28 protein-coding genes and 2 tRNA genes are annotated in these 23338 nt (G+C 40.2%); 10 read left to right on the top strand and 20 right to left on the bottom strand.

The window, feature by feature from the left end:
- Position 1 precedes the first annotated feature (1 nt).
- Positions 2–622, bottom strand: a complete 621-nt coding sequence (locus tag ABWK04_07770) for a hypothetical protein (GenBank protein ID MEZ0361769.1) — start codon at positions 620–622, stop codon at positions 2–4.
- A gap of 173 nt (positions 623–795) precedes the next feature.
- On the opposite strand from ABWK04_07770, the gene ABWK04_07765 reads away from it, so the two are divergent.
- The 4 genes from ABWK04_07765 to ABWK04_07750 all read left to right on the top strand — a co-directional run bounded on the left by ABWK04_07765 (position 796) and on the right by ABWK04_07750 (position 4492).
- Positions 796–1761 (top strand): flippase-like domain-containing protein, encoded by a 966-nt coding sequence (locus tag ABWK04_07765; protein ID MEZ0361768.1) that lies wholly within the window; start codon positions 796–798, stop codon positions 1759–1761.
- A complete protein-coding gene (gene lpxK, locus ABWK04_07760) occupies positions 1751–2728 on the top strand; it encodes a tetraacyldisaccharide 4'-kinase (protein ID MEZ0361767.1) in 978 nt (325 codons plus the stop codon). The genes ABWK04_07765 and lpxK overlap by 11 nt, the downstream gene beginning before the upstream one ends.
- Positions 2691–2763, top strand: a tRNA-Lys gene (locus tag ABWK04_07755). Before lpxK ends, ABWK04_07755 begins: the two co-directional genes overlap by 38 nt.
- Before the next feature lie 10 nt (positions 2764–2773).
- Entirely contained in the window at positions 2774–4492 is a 1719-nt protein-coding gene (locus ABWK04_07750; GenBank protein ID MEZ0361766.1) for an ATP-dependent DNA ligase, read from the top strand.
- Here the strand turns inward: ABWK04_07750 and ABWK04_07745 are convergent.
- The 3 genes from ABWK04_07745 to ABWK04_07735 form a co-directional block, all read right to left on the bottom strand.
- Positions 4493–4566, bottom strand: a tRNA-Met gene (locus tag ABWK04_07745).
- Positions 4567–4591: 25 nt separating this feature from the next.
- Positions 4592–6937 carry a TonB-dependent receptor gene (locus ABWK04_07740; protein ID MEZ0361765.1) on the bottom strand — a complete coding sequence of 782 codons (2346 nt, stop codon included), beginning with the start codon at positions 6935–6937 and terminating at the stop codon, positions 4592–4594.
- Positions 6938–7002: 65 nt separating this feature from the next.
- Positions 7003–7650 carry a response regulator gene (locus ABWK04_07735; GenBank protein MEZ0361764.1) on the bottom strand — a complete coding sequence of 216 codons (648 nt, stop codon included), beginning with the start codon at positions 7648–7650 and terminating at the stop codon, positions 7003–7005.
- Between the two features lie 11 nt (positions 7651–7661).
- Here ABWK04_07735 and ABWK04_07730 point away from each other — a divergent pair, with 11 nt between their 5' ends.
- Positions 7662–8693, top strand: a complete 1032-nt coding sequence (locus ABWK04_07730) for a histidine kinase dimerization/phosphoacceptor domain -containing protein (GenBank protein MEZ0361763.1) — start codon at positions 7662–7664, stop codon at positions 8691–8693.
- A gap of 2 nt (positions 8694–8695) precedes the next feature.
- Positions 8696–9706: an NADH-quinone oxidoreductase subunit NuoH gene (gene nuoH / locus ABWK04_07725; GenBank protein ID MEZ0361762.1), complete on the top strand. Its 1011-nt coding sequence runs from the start codon at positions 8696–8698 to the stop codon at positions 9704–9706.
- Positions 9707–9838: 132 nt separating this feature from the next.
- Here nuoH and ABWK04_07720 read toward each other — a convergent pair whose 3' ends face one another.
- The 6 genes from ABWK04_07720 to ABWK04_07695 all read right to left on the bottom strand — a co-directional run bounded on the left by ABWK04_07720 (position 9839) and on the right by ABWK04_07695 (position 14006).
- Positions 9839–10552, bottom strand: coding sequence for a 2-oxoacid:acceptor oxidoreductase family protein (locus ABWK04_07720; protein ID MEZ0361761.1), 714 nt, complete (start codon positions 10550–10552; stop codon positions 9839–9841).
- On the bottom strand, positions 10549–11409 hold the full coding sequence (locus ABWK04_07715) for a thiamine pyrophosphate-dependent enzyme (GenBank protein MEZ0361760.1): 861 nt from the start codon (positions 11407–11409) through the stop codon (positions 10549–10551). Before ABWK04_07715 ends, ABWK04_07720 begins: the two co-directional genes overlap by 4 nt.
- A complete protein-coding gene (locus ABWK04_07710; GenBank protein MEZ0361759.1) occupies positions 11399–12604 on the bottom strand; it encodes a transketolase C-terminal domain-containing protein in 1206 nt (401 codons plus the stop codon). Before ABWK04_07710 ends, ABWK04_07715 begins: the two co-directional genes overlap by 11 nt.
- A 65-nt stretch (positions 12605–12669) precedes the next feature.
- Complete coding sequence (locus ABWK04_07705; protein MEZ0361758.1) at positions 12670–13149, bottom strand: Uma2 family endonuclease; 480 nt, start codon at positions 13147–13149, stop codon at positions 12670–12672.
- Positions 13146–13715, bottom strand: a complete 570-nt coding sequence (locus tag ABWK04_07700; protein MEZ0361757.1) for a carbon monoxide dehydrogenase beta subunit family protein — start codon at positions 13713–13715, stop codon at positions 13146–13148. Before ABWK04_07700 ends, ABWK04_07705 begins: the two co-directional genes overlap by 4 nt.
- 60 nt (positions 13716–13775) lie before the next feature.
- Complete coding sequence (locus ABWK04_07695) at positions 13776–14006, bottom strand: ferredoxin oxidoreductase (GenBank protein MEZ0361756.1); 231 nt, start codon at positions 14004–14006, stop codon at positions 13776–13778.
- Positions 14007–14096: 90 nt separating this feature from the next.
- On the opposite strand from ABWK04_07695, the gene ABWK04_07690 reads away from it, so the two are divergent.
- Positions 14097–15215, top strand: a complete 1119-nt coding sequence (locus ABWK04_07690) for a S41 family peptidase (protein ID MEZ0361755.1) — start codon at positions 14097–14099, stop codon at positions 15213–15215.
- Here ABWK04_07690 and ABWK04_07685 read toward each other — a convergent pair.
- The 5 genes from ABWK04_07685 to ispH form a co-directional block, all read right to left on the bottom strand.
- On the bottom strand, positions 15172–15690 hold the full coding sequence (locus ABWK04_07685; protein MEZ0361754.1) for an AAA family ATPase: 519 nt from the start codon (positions 15688–15690) through the stop codon (positions 15172–15174). The two genes, ABWK04_07690 and ABWK04_07685, sit on opposite strands and share 44 nt — an antisense overlap.
- Positions 15687–16184 carry a DsbC family protein gene (locus tag ABWK04_07680; GenBank protein ID MEZ0361753.1) on the bottom strand — a complete coding sequence of 166 codons (498 nt, stop codon included), beginning with the start codon at positions 16182–16184 and terminating at the stop codon, positions 15687–15689. The genes ABWK04_07685 and ABWK04_07680 overlap by 4 nt, the downstream gene beginning before the upstream one ends.
- Before the next feature lie 19 nt (positions 16185–16203).
- Positions 16204–16623 (bottom strand): hypothetical protein, encoded by a 420-nt coding sequence (locus ABWK04_07675; protein ID MEZ0361752.1) that lies wholly within the window; start codon positions 16621–16623, stop codon positions 16204–16206.
- A 67-nt stretch (positions 16624–16690) separates the two neighbouring features.
- Positions 16691–17269, bottom strand: a complete 579-nt coding sequence (locus tag ABWK04_07670; protein MEZ0361751.1) for a TetR/AcrR family transcriptional regulator — start codon at positions 17267–17269, stop codon at positions 16691–16693.
- On the bottom strand, positions 17266–18135 hold the full coding sequence (gene ispH, locus ABWK04_07665) for a 4-hydroxy-3-methylbut-2-enyl diphosphate reductase (GenBank protein MEZ0361750.1): 870 nt from the start codon (positions 18133–18135) through the stop codon (positions 17266–17268). Before ispH ends, ABWK04_07670 begins: the two co-directional genes overlap by 4 nt.
- 37 nt (positions 18136–18172) lie before the next feature.
- Here ispH and ABWK04_07660 point away from each other — a divergent pair, with 37 nt between their 5' ends.
- From ABWK04_07660 to ABWK04_07650, 3 genes are read left to right on the top strand one after another with little or no spacing between them, the layout of a single operon-like run.
- Positions 18173–18544: a hypothetical protein gene (locus ABWK04_07660; GenBank protein ID MEZ0361749.1), complete on the top strand. Its 372-nt coding sequence runs from the start codon at positions 18173–18175 to the stop codon at positions 18542–18544.
- 17 nt (positions 18545–18561) lie between these two features.
- Positions 18562–18834, top strand: coding sequence for an acylphosphatase (locus tag ABWK04_07655; protein ID MEZ0361748.1), 273 nt, complete (start codon positions 18562–18564; stop codon positions 18832–18834).
- The gene (locus tag ABWK04_07650; protein MEZ0361747.1) at positions 18803–20338 is read left to right on the top strand and encodes a LysM peptidoglycan-binding domain-containing protein; all 1536 of its coding nucleotides are present in this window, start codon (positions 18803–18805) and stop codon (positions 20336–20338) included. Before ABWK04_07655 ends, ABWK04_07650 begins: the two co-directional genes overlap by 32 nt.
- On the opposite strand, the gene ABWK04_07645 is transcribed toward ABWK04_07650, so the two are convergent.
- From ABWK04_07645 to ABWK04_07625, 5 genes are read right to left on the bottom strand one after another with little or no spacing between them, the layout of a single operon-like run.
- Positions 20332–20697 carry a RusA family crossover junction endodeoxyribonuclease gene (locus ABWK04_07645; protein ID MEZ0361746.1) on the bottom strand — a complete coding sequence of 122 codons (366 nt, stop codon included), beginning with the start codon at positions 20695–20697 and terminating at the stop codon, positions 20332–20334. The two genes, ABWK04_07650 and ABWK04_07645, sit on opposite strands and share 7 nt — an antisense overlap.
- Entirely contained in the window at positions 20694–21086 is a 393-nt protein-coding gene (locus ABWK04_07640) for a DUF4149 domain-containing protein (protein ID MEZ0361745.1), read from the bottom strand. Before ABWK04_07640 ends, ABWK04_07645 begins: the two co-directional genes overlap by 4 nt.
- A gap of 1 nt (position 21087) precedes the next feature.
- Entirely contained in the window at positions 21088–21975 is an 888-nt protein-coding gene (dapA, locus tag ABWK04_07635; protein ID MEZ0361744.1) for a 4-hydroxy-tetrahydrodipicolinate synthase, read from the bottom strand.
- Between the two features lie 38 nt (positions 21976–22013).
- A complete protein-coding gene (locus ABWK04_07630; GenBank protein MEZ0361743.1) occupies positions 22014–22409 on the bottom strand; it encodes a DUF2203 domain-containing protein in 396 nt (131 codons plus the stop codon).
- Between the two features lie 45 nt (positions 22410–22454).
- On the bottom strand, positions 22455–23330 hold the full coding sequence (locus ABWK04_07625; protein ID MEZ0361742.1) for a DUF86 domain-containing protein: 876 nt from the start codon (positions 23328–23330) through the stop codon (positions 22455–22457).
- Positions 23331–23338: the final 8 nt, after the last annotated feature.

Below are 23338 nucleotides of genomic sequence, written 5' to 3'. Positions count from 1 at the left end.
TCTAATCCTTGCGTTCTCTTAACTCAAGTTCTTTTTTAAGCTTTTCAATCTGTGCGGTTTTATTCAGAATTTCTCTCTCTTTTTCAAGTAGCAACTTTTGCGTTTGTATGTCTTTTTCTGCGAGCATAAGATCTTTTTCTCTTAGCTGACTTTCCATATGCTTGAGACTCCTTTCAAGCTCCATAGTCCTTCGTTGAAGGTCTTTCAAGCTATCCTCCTTTTCTTTTAAAGCCTTTTCCATTCTTTCCATCTCATCTTTCATTATCTGTATCTCCTTTTCCCTCACGGCTAAAAGGGTATAAAGGCTTGACATCTCATGAAGGAGTTCTTCCTTTTGGAGATCCTTGAACATCTGTATCTCTATATACGTAGCTATGAGCTGTCCTTCAAAACTCGCTTTCAATTTCTCAAGGCTGTTGCTTATTTCCTTTTGCTTCTCATTACGCCTCTCTTCAGACTTCAAGAGATGTTCGTACTCATCCCGTGAAAGGTACACGTACCATATACCATCTTCCTCCTTGCTACCCTTTAGTATTCCCGATCTTATTCTGTTTTTCACGGTGTTTAGAGAGACCCCCACATGCAGGGCGTAATCACTCGCCTTCAATTTGACATCATTCATGATATACCTCCTGATACTTTATTTGACATAATTTAACAGTTTTTACTATCAATGTCAAATCTATCAATTGACGCACGGGTGATGTTTGAAAAGTTTGTTAAGATAATAGCGATTATATTAACAGCAGTTTTTATCCTACTACCCGCTAATTAGTGATGTCTTAAACTATTTATATGTACAGATCAATCCTTTACGGTTCTTTAATTACCATACTCATAATATTTGCTACAGCTCTGTATATTCTCAAAAAGACCTTTTCAAAAGAGCTTTTAAACATCCTGTTTCTTCTTGAAAAGAGGTATATAATACTTGCTCTATTGAGCATGTTCTTTTACCATACCTTTGATAACATAAGGCTCTTTGTACTTTCAAGAGCCATGGGGATGAAATATTCATTTGCATACGGTTATGTAATATCCCTAATAAATACTTTTGGTGCTACGGTGACACCAGCTCATTTGGGGGGAGAGTTTTTGTCTATTTACACATTGATGAGAAAGGGTGGTCAACTCCATAAAGTAATGAGTGTGGTTACTATGAAAACCCTCACAGGTGCATCCTTCTTTATCTTAGCTTTCCCCTTGACCGTTTATGCTCTCTTTAAAAATCCATCTCAGGCGAAAGATCTCCTTGAATTGGTGGCTATAGTTTTAACCATAGCTGGTACCTTGTATGTGTTCTTGAGGATTTTCCTGAGGAAAAACTCGTCCAACGGGAAGTTTACAGCCAAGATAAAAAATACATTAAAGAGGTATGCAGTTACCATGAAGATCTTTTTGAGGGACAAAAAGAGATACATATTAGGTGCGGTTGTAAGCAGTGTTTTACTATACATATCTTTTCTCTCCGTAGGAGTGTTTTTAGTTAAAGCTTTTCATGCGGATGTTGATACTTTAAGTATCTTTTTAAATCAACTTTTTTTAGTTTACGCCTTATTTATAAGTCCTACACCTGGAGGTAGCGGTGTGGGTGAACTGGGAGCGCTATCCGTCTTTTCTCCTTTTCTTGAGCCTTTTATCTTGGGGATCTTTGCCCTCATATGGAGGTTTGTAAGCCAGTATCTGAGCGCTCTGATAGGAGGTATTTTACTTTCCGCACTTATACTTATTGATACAAAGAAGCTAAAAGATGGAAACTAATCTTTTAGATCTTTTAAATCCTTATCTGTGGGCGGTTAATTTGAGAAACTTCCTTTATGATCGGAATGTCTTAAAGGTATGCAAGCTTGGAATTCCAGTTATCAGCGTAGGAAACCTATCAGTAGGGGGTACTGGAAAAAGCAGTCTCGTGAGGTATATATCCGAATATCTGTCAAAAAAGTTTCATGTTTGTATACTCTCAAGGGGTTACGGAAGAAAAACGAAGGGTACTTTGCTTGTATCTTATAAGGGCGAATTGAAGGTCGGATGGGAAGAAGCGGGTGATGAACCTTTTATGCTCGCAAAGGTCCTAAAAGGGGTGAGTGTGGTGGTTGATGAAATAAGGTGCAGAGGAGGATTTTACGCAGTAGAAAAGTTGAGGGCAGAAATTCTCATACTTGATGATGGTTTTCAGCATAGGAGAATATACAGAGACTTTGATATCCTTCTATTAAAGAAAGAAGATCTAAAAGACCATCTGCTACCTTATGGGAGGCTTAGGGAACCTCTTTCCTCACTTTTTAGAGCTGATGCGATCGTTTTGTCTTATCAAGAACTTAATGAATGGGACATAAAGCTTGAAAAACCTGTTTTTAAACTCTATAGAAAAAACTGGAGGATACTTGATGGTGAAGGAAATCCGGTACACGAACTAAAAAATCTTGAAGTTATCGCTTTTGCAGGATTGGGGGACAACGAGCAGTTTTTCAAAACATTGGATAACCTCGGTATCAAGGTTATTAAAAAGATTTCTTTTAAGGATCACTACGATTATAAGGATCTCAAACTTTCGCAAGATAAGCTATATATAACTACGCTTAAAGACATAGTGAAGCTTCCTTCATACAAAAATGTCTATTACCTTGATTACTCCCTTGATGTCCCTGGCTTGATAGAGCTTTTAGAGAATGCTATAATAAGAAGGCATAGGGCTGGTAGCTCAGCAGGCAGAGCAACGGACTCTTAATCCGTGGGTCGCGGGTTCGACTCCCGCCCAGCCCATTTTGATAACATGAAGTTTAAAGAGCTTTCCCAATACTTTCAGAGGTTGGAAGAAACCACAAGCAGGATAGAAATGTCAAACATCCTCGCCGAAATGCTTCGTAAAGCAACTCACGAAGATATAGACAAAGTAGTTTATCTTACGCTAGGGGAAATATTACCTCCATTTAGAGGTATTCAGATGGGTGTTTCGGAAAAACTTATGATGGATGCGCTTTCTAAAGCCTCAAGTGTTAAGATCTCCCAAGTAGAAAAACTCTACAAATTAAAGGGAGACATAGGGGAAACTGCAATTGAGCTTGTAAATTGGGAAGGTAAGGAACTGAGTGTTAGGCAAGTTTACGATGAGCTTTTGGATATAGCAACTACCAGAGGTACAAAGGACAAAGTTCTCAGGATAATGAGTCTCATAAAAGGTCTTTCAAGTTTGGAAGCCAAATATGCGGCGAGGATCATAGTAGGCAGATTGAGATTAGGGGTAGGAGACGCAACATTGATAGAAGCATTGGCTAACTTGATAAACGGCAAGGAACATAAAGATGCTATAGAAAGAGCTTACAATTTGTGTTCGGATCTCGGTTTGGTCGCAAAGGTTCTCGTACAGACAGGTATAGAGGGAATTAGGGAATTTAAAATAAAGGTAGGTTATCCCATCAGGATGGCTCTCGCTGAGAGGGTCACGAATGTTGAAGAGATCATAAAACGCCTCGGCAAATGTGCTATAGAGGCTAAGTACGATGGCTTTAGACTTCAGGTTCATAAAAAGGGTAAAGATATAGAGATATACTCAAGGAATTTGGAGAGGATGACCGACATGTTTCCAGATGTAAAGGAGGCGGTCTTACAACACGTGAAGTTCGGAGAAGTGATTATAGAAGGTGAGGCTATAACTTACAACGAAGAGACAGGAGAGTTCTATCCTTTTCAGATCACAATACAGAGGAAAAGAAAGTACGGTGTATCCGAATACGCAAAGGAGTTTCCCCTGAAACTTTTCACCTTTGATCTCCTATATCTGGAAGGTGAAGACTTCACATCAAAACCTTTCATTGAACGTAGGAAAAGGCTTGAAGAGATATTGCCCAAAAACTCCCTCCTTCTAACTTCGGAAATGTTCATAACGGACAATGTAAAGGATATAGAAAAGTTCTTTGAAGATGTTGTATCAAGAGGTTTGGAAGGTATAATGGCTAAGAGGTTGGACGCACCTTACACCGCTGGTTCAAGAAACTTCAACTGGATAAAGTTAAAGAGAAGCTATAAAGGATCACTTGCGGATACCATAGATGTAGTCATAGTGGGGTACTTCTATGGGAAGGGAGCGAGAACCAAACTCGGTATAGGTGCATTGCTTACCGCCTTATATGATCCTCAAACGGATACCTTTAAAACTATCAGTAAAGTAGGTTCGGGTTTTACAGAAGATGAATGGGTTAAATTAAAGGATCTGTTGGATCAGATAAAGATACCACACAGACATGCGAGAGTTGATTCACTGCTTGAACCGGATGTTTGGGTGGAACCCAAGTATGTTATAACGGTTACAGCTGACGAAATAACGAGATCTCCTTTGCATACAGCGGGAAGAACTTCTCAAGAGCCGGGATTTGCCCTTAGATTCCCAAGAGCTGTGGGATTTATAAGAGGTGACAAAAGAGCCGAAGATGCCAATACAGTGGACGAGATAGTAAAAATGTACAAAATGCAAAAGAAGGTGAGTGTGGAGTAATGGCGGTGGGAGGACTCGAACCTCCGACCTGAGACTTATGAGATCTCCGCTCTAACCAGCTGAGCTACACCGCCTTATTATATATTTTATTACAATACATCAAAAGGAGTAACTAAAACCCACGAGAAAGCTTCTGGGTGCACCTGGAGCTAAAGCTCTCGAACTGTCAGTCCTCGGATCTATAGGTACAGGCAAAAGAGAATTCAGCTTAGCAGCATCTTCTAAGGAGACATATCTACCCGTTGTTTCGTACTTTTTGTCAAAGAGGTTATCTATCCTTGCAAAAAGCGTAAGCTTTCCGATCCTATAATTGGCTGTAAGGTTCACCAATGTATAGTTCCTGGTTTTCTTGTCAAGATTTGCCTCGTCGCCAAGCAGGTATACGCCGGACGAATAGAGGATGTCCGTTCCAATCACCAGACCTTTTATAAGTTCGTAACTCATCCCAAGTTTTAGACTGTGCTTTGGTATACCCGGTATTTTGTCCCCAGGCTTTACAACCAAAGCCTTGAGATCACAATTGACCCTTGGGTCGTTACCTCCATTATCACACACCTCACGTACAAGAGGATGGTTTGGACTGCTAAATAATTCCTGAGTTCTGAACTCAGCATCCACAAGTGTGTAACCTGCGAAAAAATCAAGTTTTCCCACCTTACCTTCAAGCCCTACTTCTGCACCCCTCCTTCTGGTCTTGCTCACATTCTTAAAATAAACTTGTCCGAGAGTTCCACCGGCAACAGGAAGTATATCATTCTTAAGATCAGTATTAAAAAGAGACAGATACCAGTAAATGTTTCCAGTGATAATACCCTTTATCCCTGCCTCCTGAGTCTTTGCCACAACCTGCCTGAGGGGTGGGTCCTGCACGAAAGCGGAGGGTAATCTGCAAGGCTCGTTAGGGTCAGAGCAAGTTATCTCCACGGGTGTAGGAGCCCTTGAAGACTCAAAGTAAGAGGCGTAAGCGAAAACGCCGTGCAGAACCTCGTAGGAAACCCCCATAGCAGGATTAAATCTTGAATAAGAGTTTGTACCGTTTATATCCGGGAAAAGACCTGTTTTATCTTCAAGCTTTATCCTTATGTGATTGAGTCGTCCTCCTATAAATATGTCAAGGGGTTTGAGTGGTGAGAGAATATCAAGAAAGTAAAGGCTGTAAACTGCATTCGTATTTTTGACATCCCTAAAAAATATATCATCTCCTGCTGAACCCAGAAGCACACCAAAACCGGATACTTCCCTGTTTGGTTTGAAAGCTCCGATTTCCCTATCAAAGGTATACTTCACATTAGAAGTATCCATACCGGCACCCACAGTTAGACTGTTTTTCATACCCTTAAAATTCCCCTTAAAAGTAGCCTGAATTGTTCCACCATAAACGTTTTGTTTTATCAGTGTCCTGTTTATAACGCCAGGTATCAGTCCTTCTGGGAAGGGTATGACGTTACCGCTCTTATCCAAAACAGGTCCTTCTTCCGTGTAGAGTATGCCATCCTCTATTTGAAAATCCGTCATATCACCGCTGTCAAAACCGAACCTACTTCTTTTGTAGTAAAGGTTCCAGTCAAGAGTTACACGATCACTCAGTTCGTAACTACCCCTGTGTGTAAAAAGATAAGTGTTATTTTTGTATATATCCTTAGCTGTGAAAGCCATGTGTCTATTTATATTTAAAAACTTCTCTAACAGCACATCTGTGCTCTGTATAGTGTTATCGGTTGCAAGTATAGAAAAGTCAAGAAAGCCTCTGTCAAGGAGGTAAGAGAGTTTGCCAAATGCCCTCTTCACATCTGTGTCGGAAAAATCTCTCCAACCCTTTCCCTTATACCAGTCACCCATAATGTAAAGCCCAAGATTTTCCTTTAGCTTATATCCTGTCTGAAACCAGCTGTACTTGCGCTCAAAAGATCCAAAGTATGCACCTACCTCACTTCTTGGAAAATTAAAAGCATTTTTAGTTTCTATGGATAGAGAACCGCCGAGCGTGTTAAGACCGAAAATAGGATTAGAGCCTGGTATCAGATTCAAACTGTTTATAGCCTTGTCAGGTATAGTGTCCCAGTTTACCACATCACCGAAAGGTTCGTTCATACGCACACCGTCAAAATACACAGAAAGACCTTGGGATTGACCTATCAACCACGAAGAAGTAAAGCCTCTGTATATAACGGTGTTCTGAAAGGGATTGCTCCTATCGGTCGAAAGATGAATACTGCTGAATCTCAAGTTTAGAAAGTCACTTAAGTTTACTGTTCTCTGTTTCTCAATTTCTTGTGATGTCTCCGTTTCTACCGCAGATGGAAACTTCTCTTTTGAAACGTCCACCCCGTGCAGTGGGGATATCCCTATTACCTCAACAGGTTCAAGTTCCTTTTCCTGACCATGAGATAAGGATACTAAACTTAGTGAGATGAAAAAGAGATACCCCTTTGAAAACCCTCTCATAGCACACCTCCAAAATGTTTTGTATAGAGCTTACCAGAAAGTTATAATATTTACAATGATACAGATCATAGATTTTCTTCGTAAGCTAAGTCTTTTGAGAGCCTGTAATAGTTTTCCCTACCGTTCTTTAAAACCTCCACATACCCCTTCATACTCAGCGATCTTATAGCTCTTGAGACATTACCCGTGTCGCTTTTTACCTCCTTAGCTATTTTGTGCAACGGTATGTGTATCCAACCGTCGGTATCGCAGGTGGTTATGAAGAAAAGGAGGACTTTAAGCTCATCCTTATTAAGAGATCCCAAAACCCTACGAAGTGGTTTTTTCAGCACCCTTTTGTTTTTGCGCTTATGCATAGCGAGTTCAACCGTTACGTATATATCCTTATCATCAAAGGGCTTTACAAGATAACCCAGATAATCCGTACCTTTAACCCTTGAAAGGGTATCTTCATCTGTATAGGCGGTCACATATATGACAGGTATACCTAAGAAGGTTGTGAGATGGTGAGCCGTCTTTATACCATCCATGCTACCCTTTAGAACTATGTCTACCAAAGCGAGATCAGGATGAAGTTCTTTTGCTAATCTCACCGCTTCTTCACCGGATGAACTGCAGGCAACCACTTGATAACCAAAGGATTCTAAAACATCCTTTATATACCTTGCTACTATGACTTCATCCTCAATTATGAGTAATCTTCCCTTAGGCATACTATTAAAATATGTACCTGCATGAGCTGTTACTTGAGCTTTTCAGTACGCTTCTGCTTTTGATCATATTTCTTTATCTTTTCCTAATAGGAAAACGTGAGAACATAAACAAGCAGGAAGGTTGGAATTATATGCTTTTGGGTTTCTTTCTAGTATTTATAGGTATGCTCGTTGATCTAAGTGATAACTTCCCAGATCTTGGCAAGTACTTCATATTGGGCAAAACTTTATATCAATCTATTTTTGAGAGATTCTTTGGGTATCTTCTTGGCTTTTTCTTGATAGCGGTCGGGCTAAAAAAGTGGATGCCAACTATAGTAAAGCTCAAAGAGTTTCAGAGAGAGCTTGAAAGGAAAGTGAGAGAAAGGACAGAGCATCTTCTTTCTGAAATAGCACAGCGCAAAAATATAGAAGAGAAGCTTAGGGCTTCCCTTGAGGAGAGAAATATACTTTTGAAAGAAGTGCATCATAGGGTTAAGAACAATCTGCAGATAGTGCTTAGTCTGATAGGTATGAGGCTCAGAACAGTAAAAAATGCTACATCGAGAGCTGTACTTGAAGACTTACAACAGCGTATAATGGCTATTTCAATGATACACGAAAGTTTATACAGGTCTGAGAATATAACGAGTATAGATACAGGAAGTTACATAAGGAATCTACTGTATAATCTGCATATATCTTACGGGGGAGGTATAAGCATCCACCATGACATTGACAATGTGTCCTTGAGTATAGATATAGCCATACCTATAGGTATAATACTGAGTGAGCTTATATTAAATGCTTTAAAACATGCCTTTCCACACCGCAACGACGGTAACATTTACGTATCCTTTAAAGATCGTGGTACAGAGATATTTCTTGAGGTTAGAGATGATGGTATCGGATTCAAAGGTAAGGTAAGGGGTGAAAGACTCGGACTTAAACTCATAGGTATGCTTCTTGAGCAATTCAATGGTAGTATGCAGATTGAAGAAAAAAAAGGTGCTTGTTTCAAAATTCGTATACCGAAAGTGTATAATGTTATTAAAGGAGCGTAAGTATGGCACAGATGGGCTTGAATTTCATAGTTACACTTATCAAGGTGCTCATACTTCTGGGTGTGTTGCTTGGGCTTGGTGCCTACCTCACATGGTTTGAAAGGAAACTGGCTGGACACATTCAAGCGCGCATGGGTCCTAAGCTCGTAGGTCCTTTTGGTCTTTTACAACCCTTAGCAGATGGAATAAAACTGCTTACAAAAGAGTCTATAATACCAAGAAATGCGGACAAGCCAGTTTACTATCTTGCTGTAGTTTTATCTTTGGCTCCTTCCCTTATGCTCTTTTCAGTCATACCTTTTGGTCCAGGTTTTGAACTTTTGGGTTATAAGATAGAACCCGTTGTTTCTGACGTAAACATAGCTCTTATTCTCATTTTTGCTATGGGTTCTCTCGCAGTTTACGGCACGATATTTTCTGGATGGGCTTCTAACTCCAAGTATGCTTTTATAGGTTCTCTCAGAAAGAGCGCCGTCATTATAGCTTACGAGGTAATACTGGGTTTTTCCGTTTTAGGAGTTGTGCTTCTATCTGGAAGTATGAGCACTGTAGGTATAGTGGAAGCTCAGATAAAAAGTGGTGTATGGTACATACTTTACCAACCTGTTGCTTTTGTGCTTTTTCTCTTTTGCATGCTCGCTGAGTCAGGGCGCGTACCTTTTGATATTCAGGAGGCTGAAGCTGAACTTGTAACAGGATATAATGTAGAGTATGGTGGAATGAGATTTGGAATTTTTCCGCTTGCCGAGTGGTACCTGAACGTTATGGCTCTTTCTGCCCTTGCTGTGATACTTTTCTTCGGGGGGTGGTCAGGTCCGCACATATTTGGACCTTTTTCACCTTACCTGTGGTTTCTCTTGAAGATGTTTTCTTTGGTCTTCTTTGTCCTTTGGCTACATTGGACACTCCCGAGGTTTCAGGCAAGGGATATAACGGAAATAGCTTGGAAGATACTCCTTCCAATAGCTCTTGCAAATGTTATCATAACAGCGATTGCAATATACATTTTGTAGTGAGATGGTTCTGTCCTTTTTGCTATTGAATAAAGCTATTCCTAAGTTATACAGTACGCTATATGTACACCAAAAGCTTTTGAATGCTTAAAAAACCCTATATTGAGAGGGTGCCAATAGGCACCCCCACAATCACCTTGAAAGAACTTCTTGAGGTCTGGGTAAAAAAGGTTCAAGTCCCTGCTCTTGTGCCCACTTTCTACCGAGCTCGTATGCAGCTTTTGCGGTATTCAGGTTCTTTTCTATGAGTTCCAACTTCTTTTTGAATTTTCTCTCCAAAGCTGAGTCAAGAGAAGCGGTACCACCTGAAGCAACGAATTTCTTGAGAAACCTTGATTTTATACCTTCCTCAATAGCCTCAAGACCTACTGAACCTATGGCACCAAAAAGCGCACCTATCATAGCCATGTTTGTAGAAAGCTCTGTCCCAGCTATGTCTATAGCAAACTTAGTAGCTGGGAAATTAAATACTTTGACGTTTATAGACTCCAAAAACTCTTTATCCTCCTCTGTAAGTAGATCCTCCTCGGAGTTTATGATTATAAGCCCGTCGCGCTTTATACCCGAATAAAAGGGCATGGTGTAAGATTTACCCATAGTAATAACCTGCGGATGGAAAACCATAATCACATCCGGATACACCACCTCACCTCTATCGTATATAGGTTCTATACCTATACGAGCGTAGCTTTCCGCAGGAGCCATCCTCTTTTCAGCTCCGAAGAAAGGATTGGAAACAGCGTAATAGCCTTCATAGTCCGCAGCTGTTGCTATAATATGTGCCGCAGTAACGGCACCTTGACCTCCCAAAGCTGGCATTCTGATATTAACTCTCCTTCTTCTCATAGCAATCCTTCCTCCTTAACTCTGTTTATGACCTCTTCAGCTTGTGGTGTCATATATTCAAAGAAGCTAAACCGCTCTTTATCCCTCTGTCTCATCTCATCAAGTCCATCATCTGAGTTCAGACCTATCTCAAGGATACAAGGAGTGTATAGGTGTACGTAAGTGGGTCCTACCTCTCTCGCCACATATATCGCCTTCTTTATTACGCTCTCCACCCTCTTAGGTGAGGAAACGGTGAGCCTTGCCACATAGTGACATCCCGAATCTATAGCGATCTGCCAGAAGGGTACTTTGTCCCACTGTTTTCCTTTGGGTGCCATCTTGAAAACGTGACCCTTTACCGTAAGACCGCTTTCCTGACCACCCGTGTTGGCATATACTTCGTTATCAAAACATATGGTGGTGATTTTCTCTTGCCTGAAAAAGGACTGAAGAGTACAATCAAGACCTATGTCAACAGTCGCACCGTCACCTGCAAGCACCACTACATCTTTTACCTTATCTGGAAATCTCCACTCTAACACCCTTTTTATACCTGAAGCTACCGCATTTTGGTTCCCAAAAAGGGAGTGAACTGTATGGAGAGCTATGTGAGGAAAGACTAAAGAGGTACATCCCGTAGAGTTCACTATTATGGTGTCTTCAGGGTTTGGAAGAGATGCAAGTATATAGCGAAGAGCCATAGACTCAGGACATCCCGCACATAGAGAGTGTTCTTCTATAAGCTCTTTAGTATATGGCAGATCCATAACTCCTCTCTTGGGATTGCCCCATGTAGCTCTCTCTTCAAGATCAACTATTTCTCTTGGCATAAAATCTTTAAGTTCTTCGTTTATATCGTATATCTTATATGACATGCTTAACCTCCTTTCCTGTAATCTTTAAGACCTCCCTTACAATAACTTCTGCAGGCATTGTCATACCACCTGCAACTCTGGGCGCACCTATTATTTCAGCATCCGAATGCCCATAGAGATATCTTCTGACTTCCCTCTCCAGCCATCCAACCACATTAAACTCAGGTACGAATATGTATCTTGCACCTTTAACAGCTTGCCTAAGTTCTTCAATGGGGAAGGGTCTTATGGTTTTTAGCTTAACGACTCTTGCGGAAATGCCTTCATCCTCTAAGAGCCTAACTGCTTCCTTTGCTTGAGCGGATGCTGTACCGCAGGCAACGAATACGAGATCAGCCTCAGGATCTCCAAAGTGTTCTATAAGACCTCTCAAATAATGCTTGGCGTAAGGTCTTGATCTTTCTATCGCAGCCCTAACTTCCCACTGCCAACTGGCATGGGTTGCATAGGATATATAGTTGGATTTCATTACGAAGGGATCCCTGAGAAATCTACCTGGAGGAACTTCAGCATCAATAACTGGCATGGGTGCTCTATAAGGGTTATAGGGTGGCAAGGCTATATCATCTGGTGGTAACATTATAGCTTCTCTCGTGTGGGAAACAAAAAATCCATCAACTACTGTGATCACAGGCACATGCACATCAGGTTGTTCAGCTACCACAAAACCTGCAAGGATCATATCAAAGAGATCCTGCGCGGTTTCCGCATACCATATCATACAACCTGTATCAAGTAAGAATCCTACTTCAAGATTGTCAGGCTGTATAGAAAGGGGTGCATTTACACCTCTCGCCATAAGGACAAGCTGAACCGGTATTCTCGTTCCAGCCCACATAGGAAAGTTTTCCATAGCCCTGAGAGTTCCAGGTCCCGATGTTGTTGTGATAGTTCTTGCGCCAGCCAATGCACACCCTGCAATTTCTGACATAACACCAAACTCGGACTCTCCTCTAAAATAAACACCTACATAACCTTCAACCCAAAGTTCACCTATGAGGTGTGCCGCTTCAGACTGGGGAGTTATAGGATAAGAAACAGAAGCATCAACGGAAGCTCTTTTTACCGCTTCTTTGACAGCTTCTGAACCTGTCATGAAGTGTTTGGTTCTTGGTGCTTCAAAAAGTAAATAATCGGGTGATACAACCCGTTGTCCTGCCCTGTTATATATCACCGTTTGGGTAGCTGTTTGCATAGCTTACCTCCTTTGAAGATTTAGCTTAAATGTATAAAAAAGTGTGATAGATTGGATGATTAATGTCATGAAAAGACCTCCTCAAGCTCTACACAAAAGCCCTCTAAGAGCTTAGAGCATACCTTACCCTTCTCATAAGCGCAGGAATAGACTTCATATTCCTTTCCTTGTAAACTCAAAACTTCTATTACCTTCTCCTCTGGAAAAACAAGCCAGTATTCTTTTATGTCATGCTGAGCGTATAGCTTTCTTTTGTCTTCCACATCCCTCTTAAAGCCCTTCTTTTCCTCCGATATAAAAAATATGTCTGGTTGGAGGATTAAGATTTCAGACAAAACAACATCTACTGGAGATACAAAGACCTCGCCAACTTTCTTTGCTTCCACAAATTTGTCAAGTTTTTTTAGCAGTTTCTTTACACCTCTTTGATGTATTATGCTCGGCACTGGCATTTCAAGAAGCTCCCCTTCAATTATTTCATATCCTTTGTCTTCCCCTAACTTCAGATATTCTTCATAAGTCCAAAGTTTTTCTGTGGTTTTCATTTCCCGAGTTCCTTTTTAACCTCTTGAGCTATCTTTATGAACTTTTCCATTTCTTCCACATGCTGGTCTCTGAGGGTTATCATGGCATCTTCATGTCCTGCCATACCACACATGGCTATGGTGAAACAGTCGGTCTCTGCCCTTATTATCTTAAGGGCTACATTCGCATAATGACAATGAACCCCTACAAAGATACAAGCTTTTATTTTGTTATGCCATATGGTGAGGTTGGGGTGATTAGGGTTTATCTCAACTGCCGGATTTATCTTAGGATATTTAGGTCTATAGTCGTACATGGGAATGATCTTAGCTCCTAAAACTTGTGCCATTTCCCTCACGAGTTTTGCCTTTTCTTTAGCCTCCTCGTTCCATGCGTAAAGCACCTGAGGTCCAGGAAATATGGTGGGGTTTGGTCTCGTGAGCATAGCCTTGGCAGCTTCTCGCATTGCCACCTCTTCATCTACTATCTCATTAAACATGAGGGCTTTACCCGGCGGTGGATTTAAAACACTCTCGTAAACAGCTACTGGATAGGGTGAAAAACCGCTCGGTCCAAGTGTTGCCATAACTTACCTCCTTAAAAAAGCTTTAAAAATTTCAAGAAAACACTTCCTATTAGCCATAGCTTACTTTTCCACATGTACTTCCGGCATTATCATATGTATGGCGTTGCGCTTGAGAAGGTTAACGCAGACATAAACGCACAAGGCACAACCCTTACACCTATCTTGAACAACGTAGGCATGATGTTCCTCATCCGTGTACATAAGGGTATTGGGTTCAGGACAGAACAGGGTACACTGCTTGCAATTATACTTACTGCACTCATCGTTTATCACCTCGGCTACATAGTACATGCCTGCCTCCTAAAAGAGATTGTTTGGAGTTATTAAAATAAAGCTCTTGCAAAAAATGTCAACCTGCTTTATATTTTCTTACCTAACAGTATGAGTATTCCGCTGATCCTTCTGTTTTTTATCTTACACATAGCTTATTCTCAGGAAACGTGTTCAAAGGAAGAGGCTTTGAGCAGATTTAAAGAGTTCATCAATAAGTATTATTTGTGGAAAGATAGAGTGGATGGCGTAGAGTGGGGAAGCCTTGACGAAGCCATCATGTATCTAAGAAAAAATGGTGACAGATGGACTGCAATAACTAAGCTTGAGGAAGATAGGCTTTGGTACTCTAAGGCAAAGATGTATGGGATAGGGATAAGGTGGGATGAAGATGGACAGATAAAGCGTGTTTTTAGGGGATCTCCTGCGGAAAAAGCTGGACTAAAGGAAGGAGATATTATAATTTCCGTAAATGGTGTAAAGGAGAAAAATCTCTGGAGTCAAACCATAAGAAACGTGCAGATTGGTAGCACTCTGAATGTTAGCGTAAAAAGAGGGAACACAGTTCTTGATTTCCGTATAATTAAAGGTGAATTTACCGTACCACCTGTTGAGGATGTGAGGGTGATCCTGCTGGATCATAAGAGGATAGGATACATAGCCTTAACGAACTTTACAAATCCCGCAGTAGAAGAGTTCAGGAAAGCTTTGGAATTCTTAAACTCTCAGAATATAGATGCCCTCTTACTTGATCTGAGAGATAACGGTGGTGGACTGATATCTGTAACTAAAGCTATAGCTGACATGTTAATCAGGGGAGAAGGTGTAATGTTTTATTTGGAATCAAGAAACGGTGGACCAGACATATACGAATTTAAGAGTGGTGAACCTATCCTTAGTAAACCATTGTTGGTTTTTGTAAATCGCTGGACAGCCTCGGCTGCGGAGCTTCTCACAGTACTACTCAAGGTTTACGATAAAGCTATTGTTGCAGGTGAACTAACTGTGGGTAAGTATGTGGGCAGTAACATGTACCAGTTAGACAATTGCGGTGACATACTCAGACTTGTTACCTTCGAGATGAAGCTTCCAGATGGTAGAAATATAACGGATGACAAGGGGATCCTTCCCGATTGTGTGATAAAAGCTAAAGGTGACGAAGGGCTTAGTATGGCTTTGGATTGCCTTATGGATAAGATATTCCGAGAATCTTCTGTAGCTCAGCCTTGATCTCTTCTCTTCCTTTTTGAGTATTTATAACTATAGCTTCCTTAGGTTCTTCAAAGATCTCCTTCTGTTTTAGATACACACTAAAGTCAGCGTCTGATATATCTTCTCTTTTTGAAAGTCTCCTCTTTATCTCTTCTTCCCGCGCTTGAGTGAGTAAAAATATCGCATTTTTAAAATGCTCTTTTACCATATTCCTTTGCCAATCTTTCAGGAATGTTGCATCAAGTACCACATCTTTACCACGAGAATGAATTTGTTCAGCTCTTTTTATCATTTCCTGATAGACCCTCTTCGTCCAATCTTCTGAATATATGCCTTCACCGAAACCGACCTTTACATGCCTTCCTTCTTCTACACCTGCCAATTCCTTCCTTATAGCATCACTTCTTATCCACTCAAAACCAAACTCTTCGTGCAATATCTTCGCTATAAAGGATTTACCACTTCCAGAAAGACCCATTACCACAACTATCATTTTATGCCTAACATATTGAGAAGTTCCGGATTGTAGCCTTCTATGACTCTATAGTCTTTAAGCACTATGTTGTAAGGTGTTGCCTGAACTCCCAGCTCCTGCGCTATATTTACATGTTCGTAAACCAGAGGACACTCTTTTACCTTAGGCGGATTTCCATCAAACTTACCCGAAAGCACCTCATCTAAGGCTTTTACTTTATCTTTTGAACATGCTATGTAAAACGCTTTTGGATAGCTCTCTGGAGCTGTCTTGAAAGGGAAAAGGAAAATGTAAAGCTTCACTTTGCCAAGATGAGGTCTCAGTTCTTTCCACTCTTTCCTACAGTGAGGGCAGTCAGGATTTATGAAGGTTATGAGCCTATTCTTCCCATTTCCCACCACTATAGCTTTATTTAAAGGTATTTCCTTGACCCTCTCTTTGATAAATTCCGAATACAAATCTGCACCCAAGACAGGCATCAAGAAAAAAATCATCAATGCTAAGATCACCATAAAGTTTATTTTAATACATTTACCACTGCATAAAAACTGTTGACGGATCAACCTTCTCCTTTAAGAACCATATAGCATGAACCATACCGTCAACTTCCGGTAAAAGATCTTTCTCCTCAACCCCAAATATCTGTGCAGCGAGGCTACAAGCGTATATATTCACTTTACCAGTTTCCTTGAGTTTTCTTATGATACCGTATATGTCCGCGGGTAAGCCGACTGAAGAAACCCGCTCTTCTATCAACTCTATCGCTGTACCTGCATGGTCCGCAGAAGGTTTAATCGCTTCAACCCCCTGTTTGGTCAAAAGCCTTACCGCCCAGTTAACGAAAAGCATATTAACCTCATCGTATTCAGATGCTCCCAAATAAGCAAAGGCGAAAGGTGTAAGCACAAGATCATAGGCGTCTTGCCTCACTATCATAGACATCCTTTTCATCTTTTCTTACCTCCTGCTCCTTATTGTAATACCGAACGTTCGGTATGTCAAGAAAGTGTAAAAAAAATTATCTTCTCAGTAATTCCCATAAAAATTCAGTAACTTTATCCGAGTAGCTCTCCAAACTCTCCTTTATGATATCATCCCATCTCAACTGCATGAACCTTATTATAGTGCCTGTAAAAAGTATCGCCAACATATCTCCGTCTGCTAACTTTATACTTTTATTGTCGATTTCTTTTGTAAGCCAGTCTTTTATTATTTCGTAAGGTTCTGAGGAACATATAGGTGTGTCTATAATTTCCCTGTGCTTTATATAAAGAGCATACTCCATCGTGTATCTATCTTTTTCAGCCATATAAAAAAGCTTTTTAACAATATTTCTTATACGCTCCTTGGCTGTTCCACCTTCCCTTATAGCCGATTGTATCAAGTCTTTAATTCTATTTAAGGTTTCCCTGTATATAACACTTGCTATTTCTTCTTTGCTTCCAAAGTGATGATAAACTGCACCCGTACTAAGATCGGCTTCCTTGGCTATATCTCTTATACTGGTATTAAAATATCCTTTCTCTACGAAGAGTTTTTTGGCTGTATTTAGTATTACCAGCTTTGTAAACTCGGCTTTTTCCTTTTTGCCTATCATACTTTTGAGAAACACATCTTTTCTATTTTTTCCACTACTTCTCTTATGATCCAGTCTGGCGTAGAAGCACCTGCGGTGATCCCTATTTTTTTTGTTCCTTCAAACCACTCACCACAAAGCTCCTGTGCTGTTTCTATGTGATAACTTTTCGGATTTAGGTTTTTCGATATTTCATAAAGCCTTCTTGTGTTTCCACTGTTTTTACCACCTATTACGATCATAACATCAACATGAGGTGCAAGCTCATAAACATCCTCTTGTCTCTCAGACGTAGCGTTACATATTGTGTTTATAACTTTCACTTCTTTAGCCCAAAGTACTATTTCCCCAACTACCTCTTTAAAAAAATGCTCGTTTTGTGTTGTCTGTGCGACTATGCCTACCTTATCTTTACCGAGAACAGCTTTAAGATCATCCCTATTTTCAACTACGATACCCTTTCCACCAACTTCCTGGAGATAGCCTAATGTACCTATTACCTCAGGATGATTCTTTTCTCCTACAAGCACCACAAAGTATCCTTCCTTAGAGAGCTTCATAACAGCTTCATGTACAGCCTTCACGTAAGGACATGTAGCATCTATCACGTTGATACCCAAAGCCCTCAGATGTCTTTCCTTTTGAGGGGGTATGCCGTGTGACCTTATTATGACTGTATCTCCTCTTTTTAAGCTATCTTCTGATATCAAAAGTTCAACACCCTGACTTCTGAGTCTACCCACCTCTTGAGGATTATGTATGAGGGGTCCCATAGTGAAAACTTTTCTGCCCTGTCTGGAAAGATCTGAAGACTGCTCTGCAATATTTATAGCTCTCTTTACTCCGAAACAGAATCCTGCATGCGGTGCAACTATTATCTGAACCATGAATAAAAATATAAGCCTTATAGTGTATAATGTGTTCATGCGTAAATGGTTAATTCTCCTAATTATCTCCCTTTTGGTCTTTTCGTGCAAAGAGAGAAGCACTTATACGGGTAAAGAGGTTACAAGCAGTTGGTGTCCAAGAGGTATTGTCCTCAGCGGTGTTACTAACATAACCATTGAGGGCATAGTAGATTACGAAGATATAAATTGGTGTAAGATGGTTATCGCAAGCGGGGATTTCAGATCGGAGATATACTTTACTCAAGATGGACTAAGGCAGAGATGGGTACAGTATAAGGGAGGTGTTATAAGATCTGAAACGCAGATAAGGAAAACGAAAGCCTTAATGAGAATTTATGATGAGAAAGGTAATCTTATTGAAGAAGTGAGATCCAAGGAAGCTTTTTAATAAGATAAAATTATTTTATGGTTGCCTACAGGGTTTACATAAGTGGGATCGTTCAGGGAGTAGGTTTTAGAGCTTATACAAGAACCCTCGCTGAAAGTTACGGTCTTGACGGATGGGTGAGGAATATGCCTGATGGTAGGGTTGAAGTATTCGTACAGGGAGATAAAGATACTGTATGGGATTTTCTAAAAAAACTTTCCGATGGTCCACCTCTCTCAAGGGTGGAACTTCTGGAAATAAAAAAGGAGGTGGTAAAAGATGAAGAAAGAGGTTTTAGCGTTAGGTATTAGTGCAATGCTGAGTTTTGCCTATGGTGTTGAATGCGAATACTATAAAGTTCAAAAAGGTGATACTCTGTCGGATATAGCTAAAAAGAAAGGTGTGAGCGTTGATGCTATAATCAGTAGCAATAAAAACCTTGACACTAAAAGGATAAGAGCGGGTGAGAAAATATGTATACCTGTAAAAAAGGGCAAACAGCAATACACAGAGTACACAGTGAAAAAAGGGGATACTCTTGAGAAGATAAGTAAAAAGTTCCACGTAAGCGTAAAGGAGCTTGTAGAATTTAATAACCTAAAGTCAGAACACGTACTTGAGGGTCAAAAAATAAAGATACCGCACAAAAAGTTTGTCAAAAGCGAGAAAGCTGAAGAGAGCTATAGTTATTATACAGTACATAAAGGCGCAAGGCTGAAAGATATATCCAAAAGGCTCGGTATACCTCTTGGAGAGTTAGAGTCTCTAAATCCTGAATACAAAGGCAAATTTTTAAGCAAGGGTACAAAGGTGAAGATACCTAAGATGGAAACGGGAAAAGAGAAAGAAGCGACCAAAGAGGAAGGTGGTTATGAATTTTACACAGTTGAGCGCGGAGGAAAACTCGAACACGTATCAAAGAAATTGGGCATTCCATTAAAGACACTGGAAAAGTTAAACCCGGAGTATAAAGGGGTATGGCTTAAAAAAGGCACAAAAATAAGAATACCTGAGCGAGAGGAAGTAAAACAAGAGTACGAAATTTACACAATAAAAAGAGGTGGTAGGCTAAAGGATGTATCAAAGATGCTTGGTGTACCACTTAAAGAGCTTGAGAAGCTAAATCCAGAGTTAAAGGGAAAATTTTTGAGTAAGGGTACAAAGATAAAAGTACCTAAGATGGAAGCAAAAAAGCCCAGCGTACATTACGTGAAGCACAGAGTGAGGCGAGGTGAGACTTTAAGATCTATAGCAGAAAGGTACGGTGTTTCCGAAAAAGAGATCATGAAAGCAAACCGTCTAAAAAGCGGAAAGCTCGTAGCGGGCAAGGTAATAAATATCCCTGTAGAGGGGAAGCCTGCGCTTGTTAAGGAGGAAAAATCTTCGGAGATCGGCGGAAGATCCATGGCAAATTTACCGGAGGAAAAGGAGACCCAACCCACCGAAGTAAAGATCTCAAAAGGTAGCATACCTATGCCCGTTGATGGAAAGATGGTAAAGTCCACAAGGGGCGTGGATATATTGGCTGACTGTGGACAACCTATAAGGAGCGTTGACGATGGAAAAGTTATATACAGTGGTGGTGACCTTCAAGCTTATGGAAACATGGTGATCGTAGAACACAAAGACTTTATATCCCTTTATGCGTACAACTCTAAAAATTTGGTAAAAAGGGGGGATAGCGTCAGTAAAGGGCAAGAGATAGCAACCGTAGGCAACAAGAACAATTCTCAAGAGTGCATGCTCCACTTTGAACTCAGAACTAAGGACGGTGTTCCCTTAGATCCCACCGAATATCTTAAAAATACTCAGTGATCCTCTATGTATTCCTTTATCCTTATTACCGTACCTTCCTGACCTTTTACAACCTTTTTAACTGTCCTTATCTCGTATATTTGGTTATCGTTTTTTATGACTCCAGCCTTTTCAAGGATGTCCCATAGGCTCTTTAACATGTTATCTATATCTCTTTTTCTGTTGTTAGGAAGTACCAAAAGGACATCCATGGAGAGCCTTCCTTCCAAGGGTTTTCCTCTATACTGCTGAGATATTTCCCACATAGCCCGAACCTCCCAGTTTTTTACCCTCGGTGGTTTAAAGACCTTCCCGCCTTTTTTTCGCACGTAGCGATTGCTCTTAGGTACAGGAATCTTGGACAGAACTATCTCTATCATTTCCTGAGGAGAAGAAGACAAAGAACGAAAACTGTCAGGAGGTTGACCAGATTCAAGACCATGGATATGCCGTGCCATTTCATAAAGGATTGATAATCCGTAAGTTTGAGTTGATGCGATAAGGGAAGTACATAAAACTCTTGAAAGGCAAGTACAAGAAGGTTTAAAGTTAGCAAAAGTATAACCCACTTACCCAGCTTAAAACCCGAAAGGAGAGAAAACACCATTATAAAAAGTCCTATACCAAAGTACACAGGAAATATCTTTTCAACAACCCTTCCAGCCTGTTCCTTCTCAAGCACTTTAAAAAGTGTAGGTGCCACATAGAAGCTGAAGAAGACACCCAAACCAAGGTAGAAGGAGTTTAGGAAGAGCAAAAACCTTGACATATTATCCTCTCACTATGGGGAGATTGTATCTCTTGAGAATTTCTATAAGCTTACTCTCGTTTTCTGGCTTCATCTCACACATAGGGAGCCTGAACTCTTTTTCGCACATTCCAAGCGCCCAGCAGGCGGTTTTTATCGGTATGGGATTTGTCTCCACGAAAAGTATCTTAAAAAGATCAAAAAGGTAATAGTGAAGCTCCATAGCCTTTTTGAAATCACCTTTTAAAGCGTAATCAACCATACTTTTTACTTCTCTGGGTACTATATTGTTAGCTACGGATATTACCCCTTTTGCGCCGAGCGCCATCATAGGCAGTGTAAGAGAATCGTCACCTGATAGTACGGTAAAGTTATCCCCCAAAAGTTTAAAGATCTCAGAAATTCTGTCCATACTGGGAGTTGATTCCTTTGAGCCAATTATGTTGGAACAGTCTCTCACAAGCCTGTAAAGAGTTTCCGGTGATATCTCTATACCTGTCCTTGATGGTATATTGTATATGATCATAGGGATATCTACCTCATCAGCTATAGTTTTAAAGTGTCTGTATATACCTTCTTGAGTGGGCTTGTTATAATAAGGCACAACTAACAAACAGGCATCTGCTCCTACACGCTTTGCGTGAGCTGTAAGTTCAATAGCTTCGTGTGTAGCATTTGCGCCCGTTCCAGCTATAACCTTTATTCTTCCCTTTGCGCTTTTGACCACATGTTCTATCACCCTTTCGTGTTCTTCAAAAGTTAGGGTTGCTGACTCACCCGTAGTACCACAAACTACTATGCCATCCGTATGGTTGTTTATATGAAACTCAACGAGCTGATCCAAAGCACTGTAATCTACCTCACCATCTTTAAAAGGTGTTATAAGCGCAACTATTGAACCCTGAAACATAGTGATTAGAATTATACCACCTAAAATGGGTTTTGCGTTCAGAAATATCCAGAAATACCTTCTTTAAGAAGCTCTATAGGTTTCCTTCCGGCAAAACCTTCGTCAAGCTCGTGCCAGTAAAGTATAGTATCTTCATCTTCCTTCCAGCATAGCCATATGTATCTGTTCTGATAAAAGGAGAGAAAATCTATCAGTATAGGATCTGTACCTTTTATAACACCCCCAAGAGCTTCTATTTTCTGAAAGCACTGTCTTATTTCCGCATCAAGCTCTCTTGTCTGACTTTCCATATAAAGCTTCTCAAGCTTGTCTTCTTCTTCTTCAATGCTCGTATACAGAGAATATAGTTCTTCCCTTTTTATGTTAATAGCCTCAACAAGGGGTTTTATGAGAGTAAGCAACTCTCTGGCACTGTCCAAATCAAAGACCTTCATAGCTTAAATAATAAACTTTCGTGAAGATTTGTCCACCTTTAAAATTCAGCTTTTACCACCTCTTGCCTTCTCCTCAAGGAGTCTTTTTAAACTTTTTGATATCTCTTTCATAACTGGTTCAAACTTGTCTTTGAGTTCGTGAAGCGATATGTAGAGTTCGTCAGGGGATACCTCCCATGTGCTTATAAGCTTATTTTTGAGCTGTGTCATCTTGAAAACATCCATGTAATAATCTTGCTGTATAACTCCGATCTCTATAAGCTTAGAAAGACAGTCATCTCCAAACTTTTTTATACCAAATTTAGGGGCAAGGTGCTTACATATGTCAAAGAGGCTATCGTACGCAACTTGATAAAAGTACTTTACCCTATCATAATACATAGGTTTTGATCTAAACTCCTCAATCCCTTGAGATAAAACAAACTCAATCTTTTTTATAGATTCTTTCAAGTGCTTTGCCTTTTCGTTGAGAAGATCAAAGTCAATGAGCAGATAATTGCCCGTGCTTTTTTTAACATACTCCACCACCGCTTGAGCGTACTTTTTAAAAACTACAAGATGTTCCTTAAGAAATTCGTAAAGTTCCTCAGGTGAAACTGTATCTTTGAGGTCTCTGTATTTGAAATAAAAATCTGTAAAGCTCTGCAGAGTCTGTATGTCTTCCATCCCTATATACTCAGCAAGCTTAATTAGACAATCCTTTGATGTGGTTTTTAACCCATAAAGGGTTGAGAGATGCCTGCAAGGTCTCATACTACTTTCAAAAGCTAGATTAAAGTCCACACGAACCTTGTCAAGAACAAGTTTGTTGTTGATAAACTCTTCCTTTGGAAGGGAGAGATTTTTCTTTAAATCTACATAAGCTTTTTCTAAATTCTGAAAACTCTCCAGTATGAGGCTTATGTTAGGTCCTTTTTTCATGATTTTGA

The sequence above is a fragment of the Hydrogenobacter sp. genome (assembly GCA_041287335.1).
Lineage (GTDB): Bacteria > Aquificota > Aquificia > Aquificales > Aquificaceae > Hydrogenobacter.
This window is presented reverse-complemented; position numbering and strand designations above follow the sequence as displayed.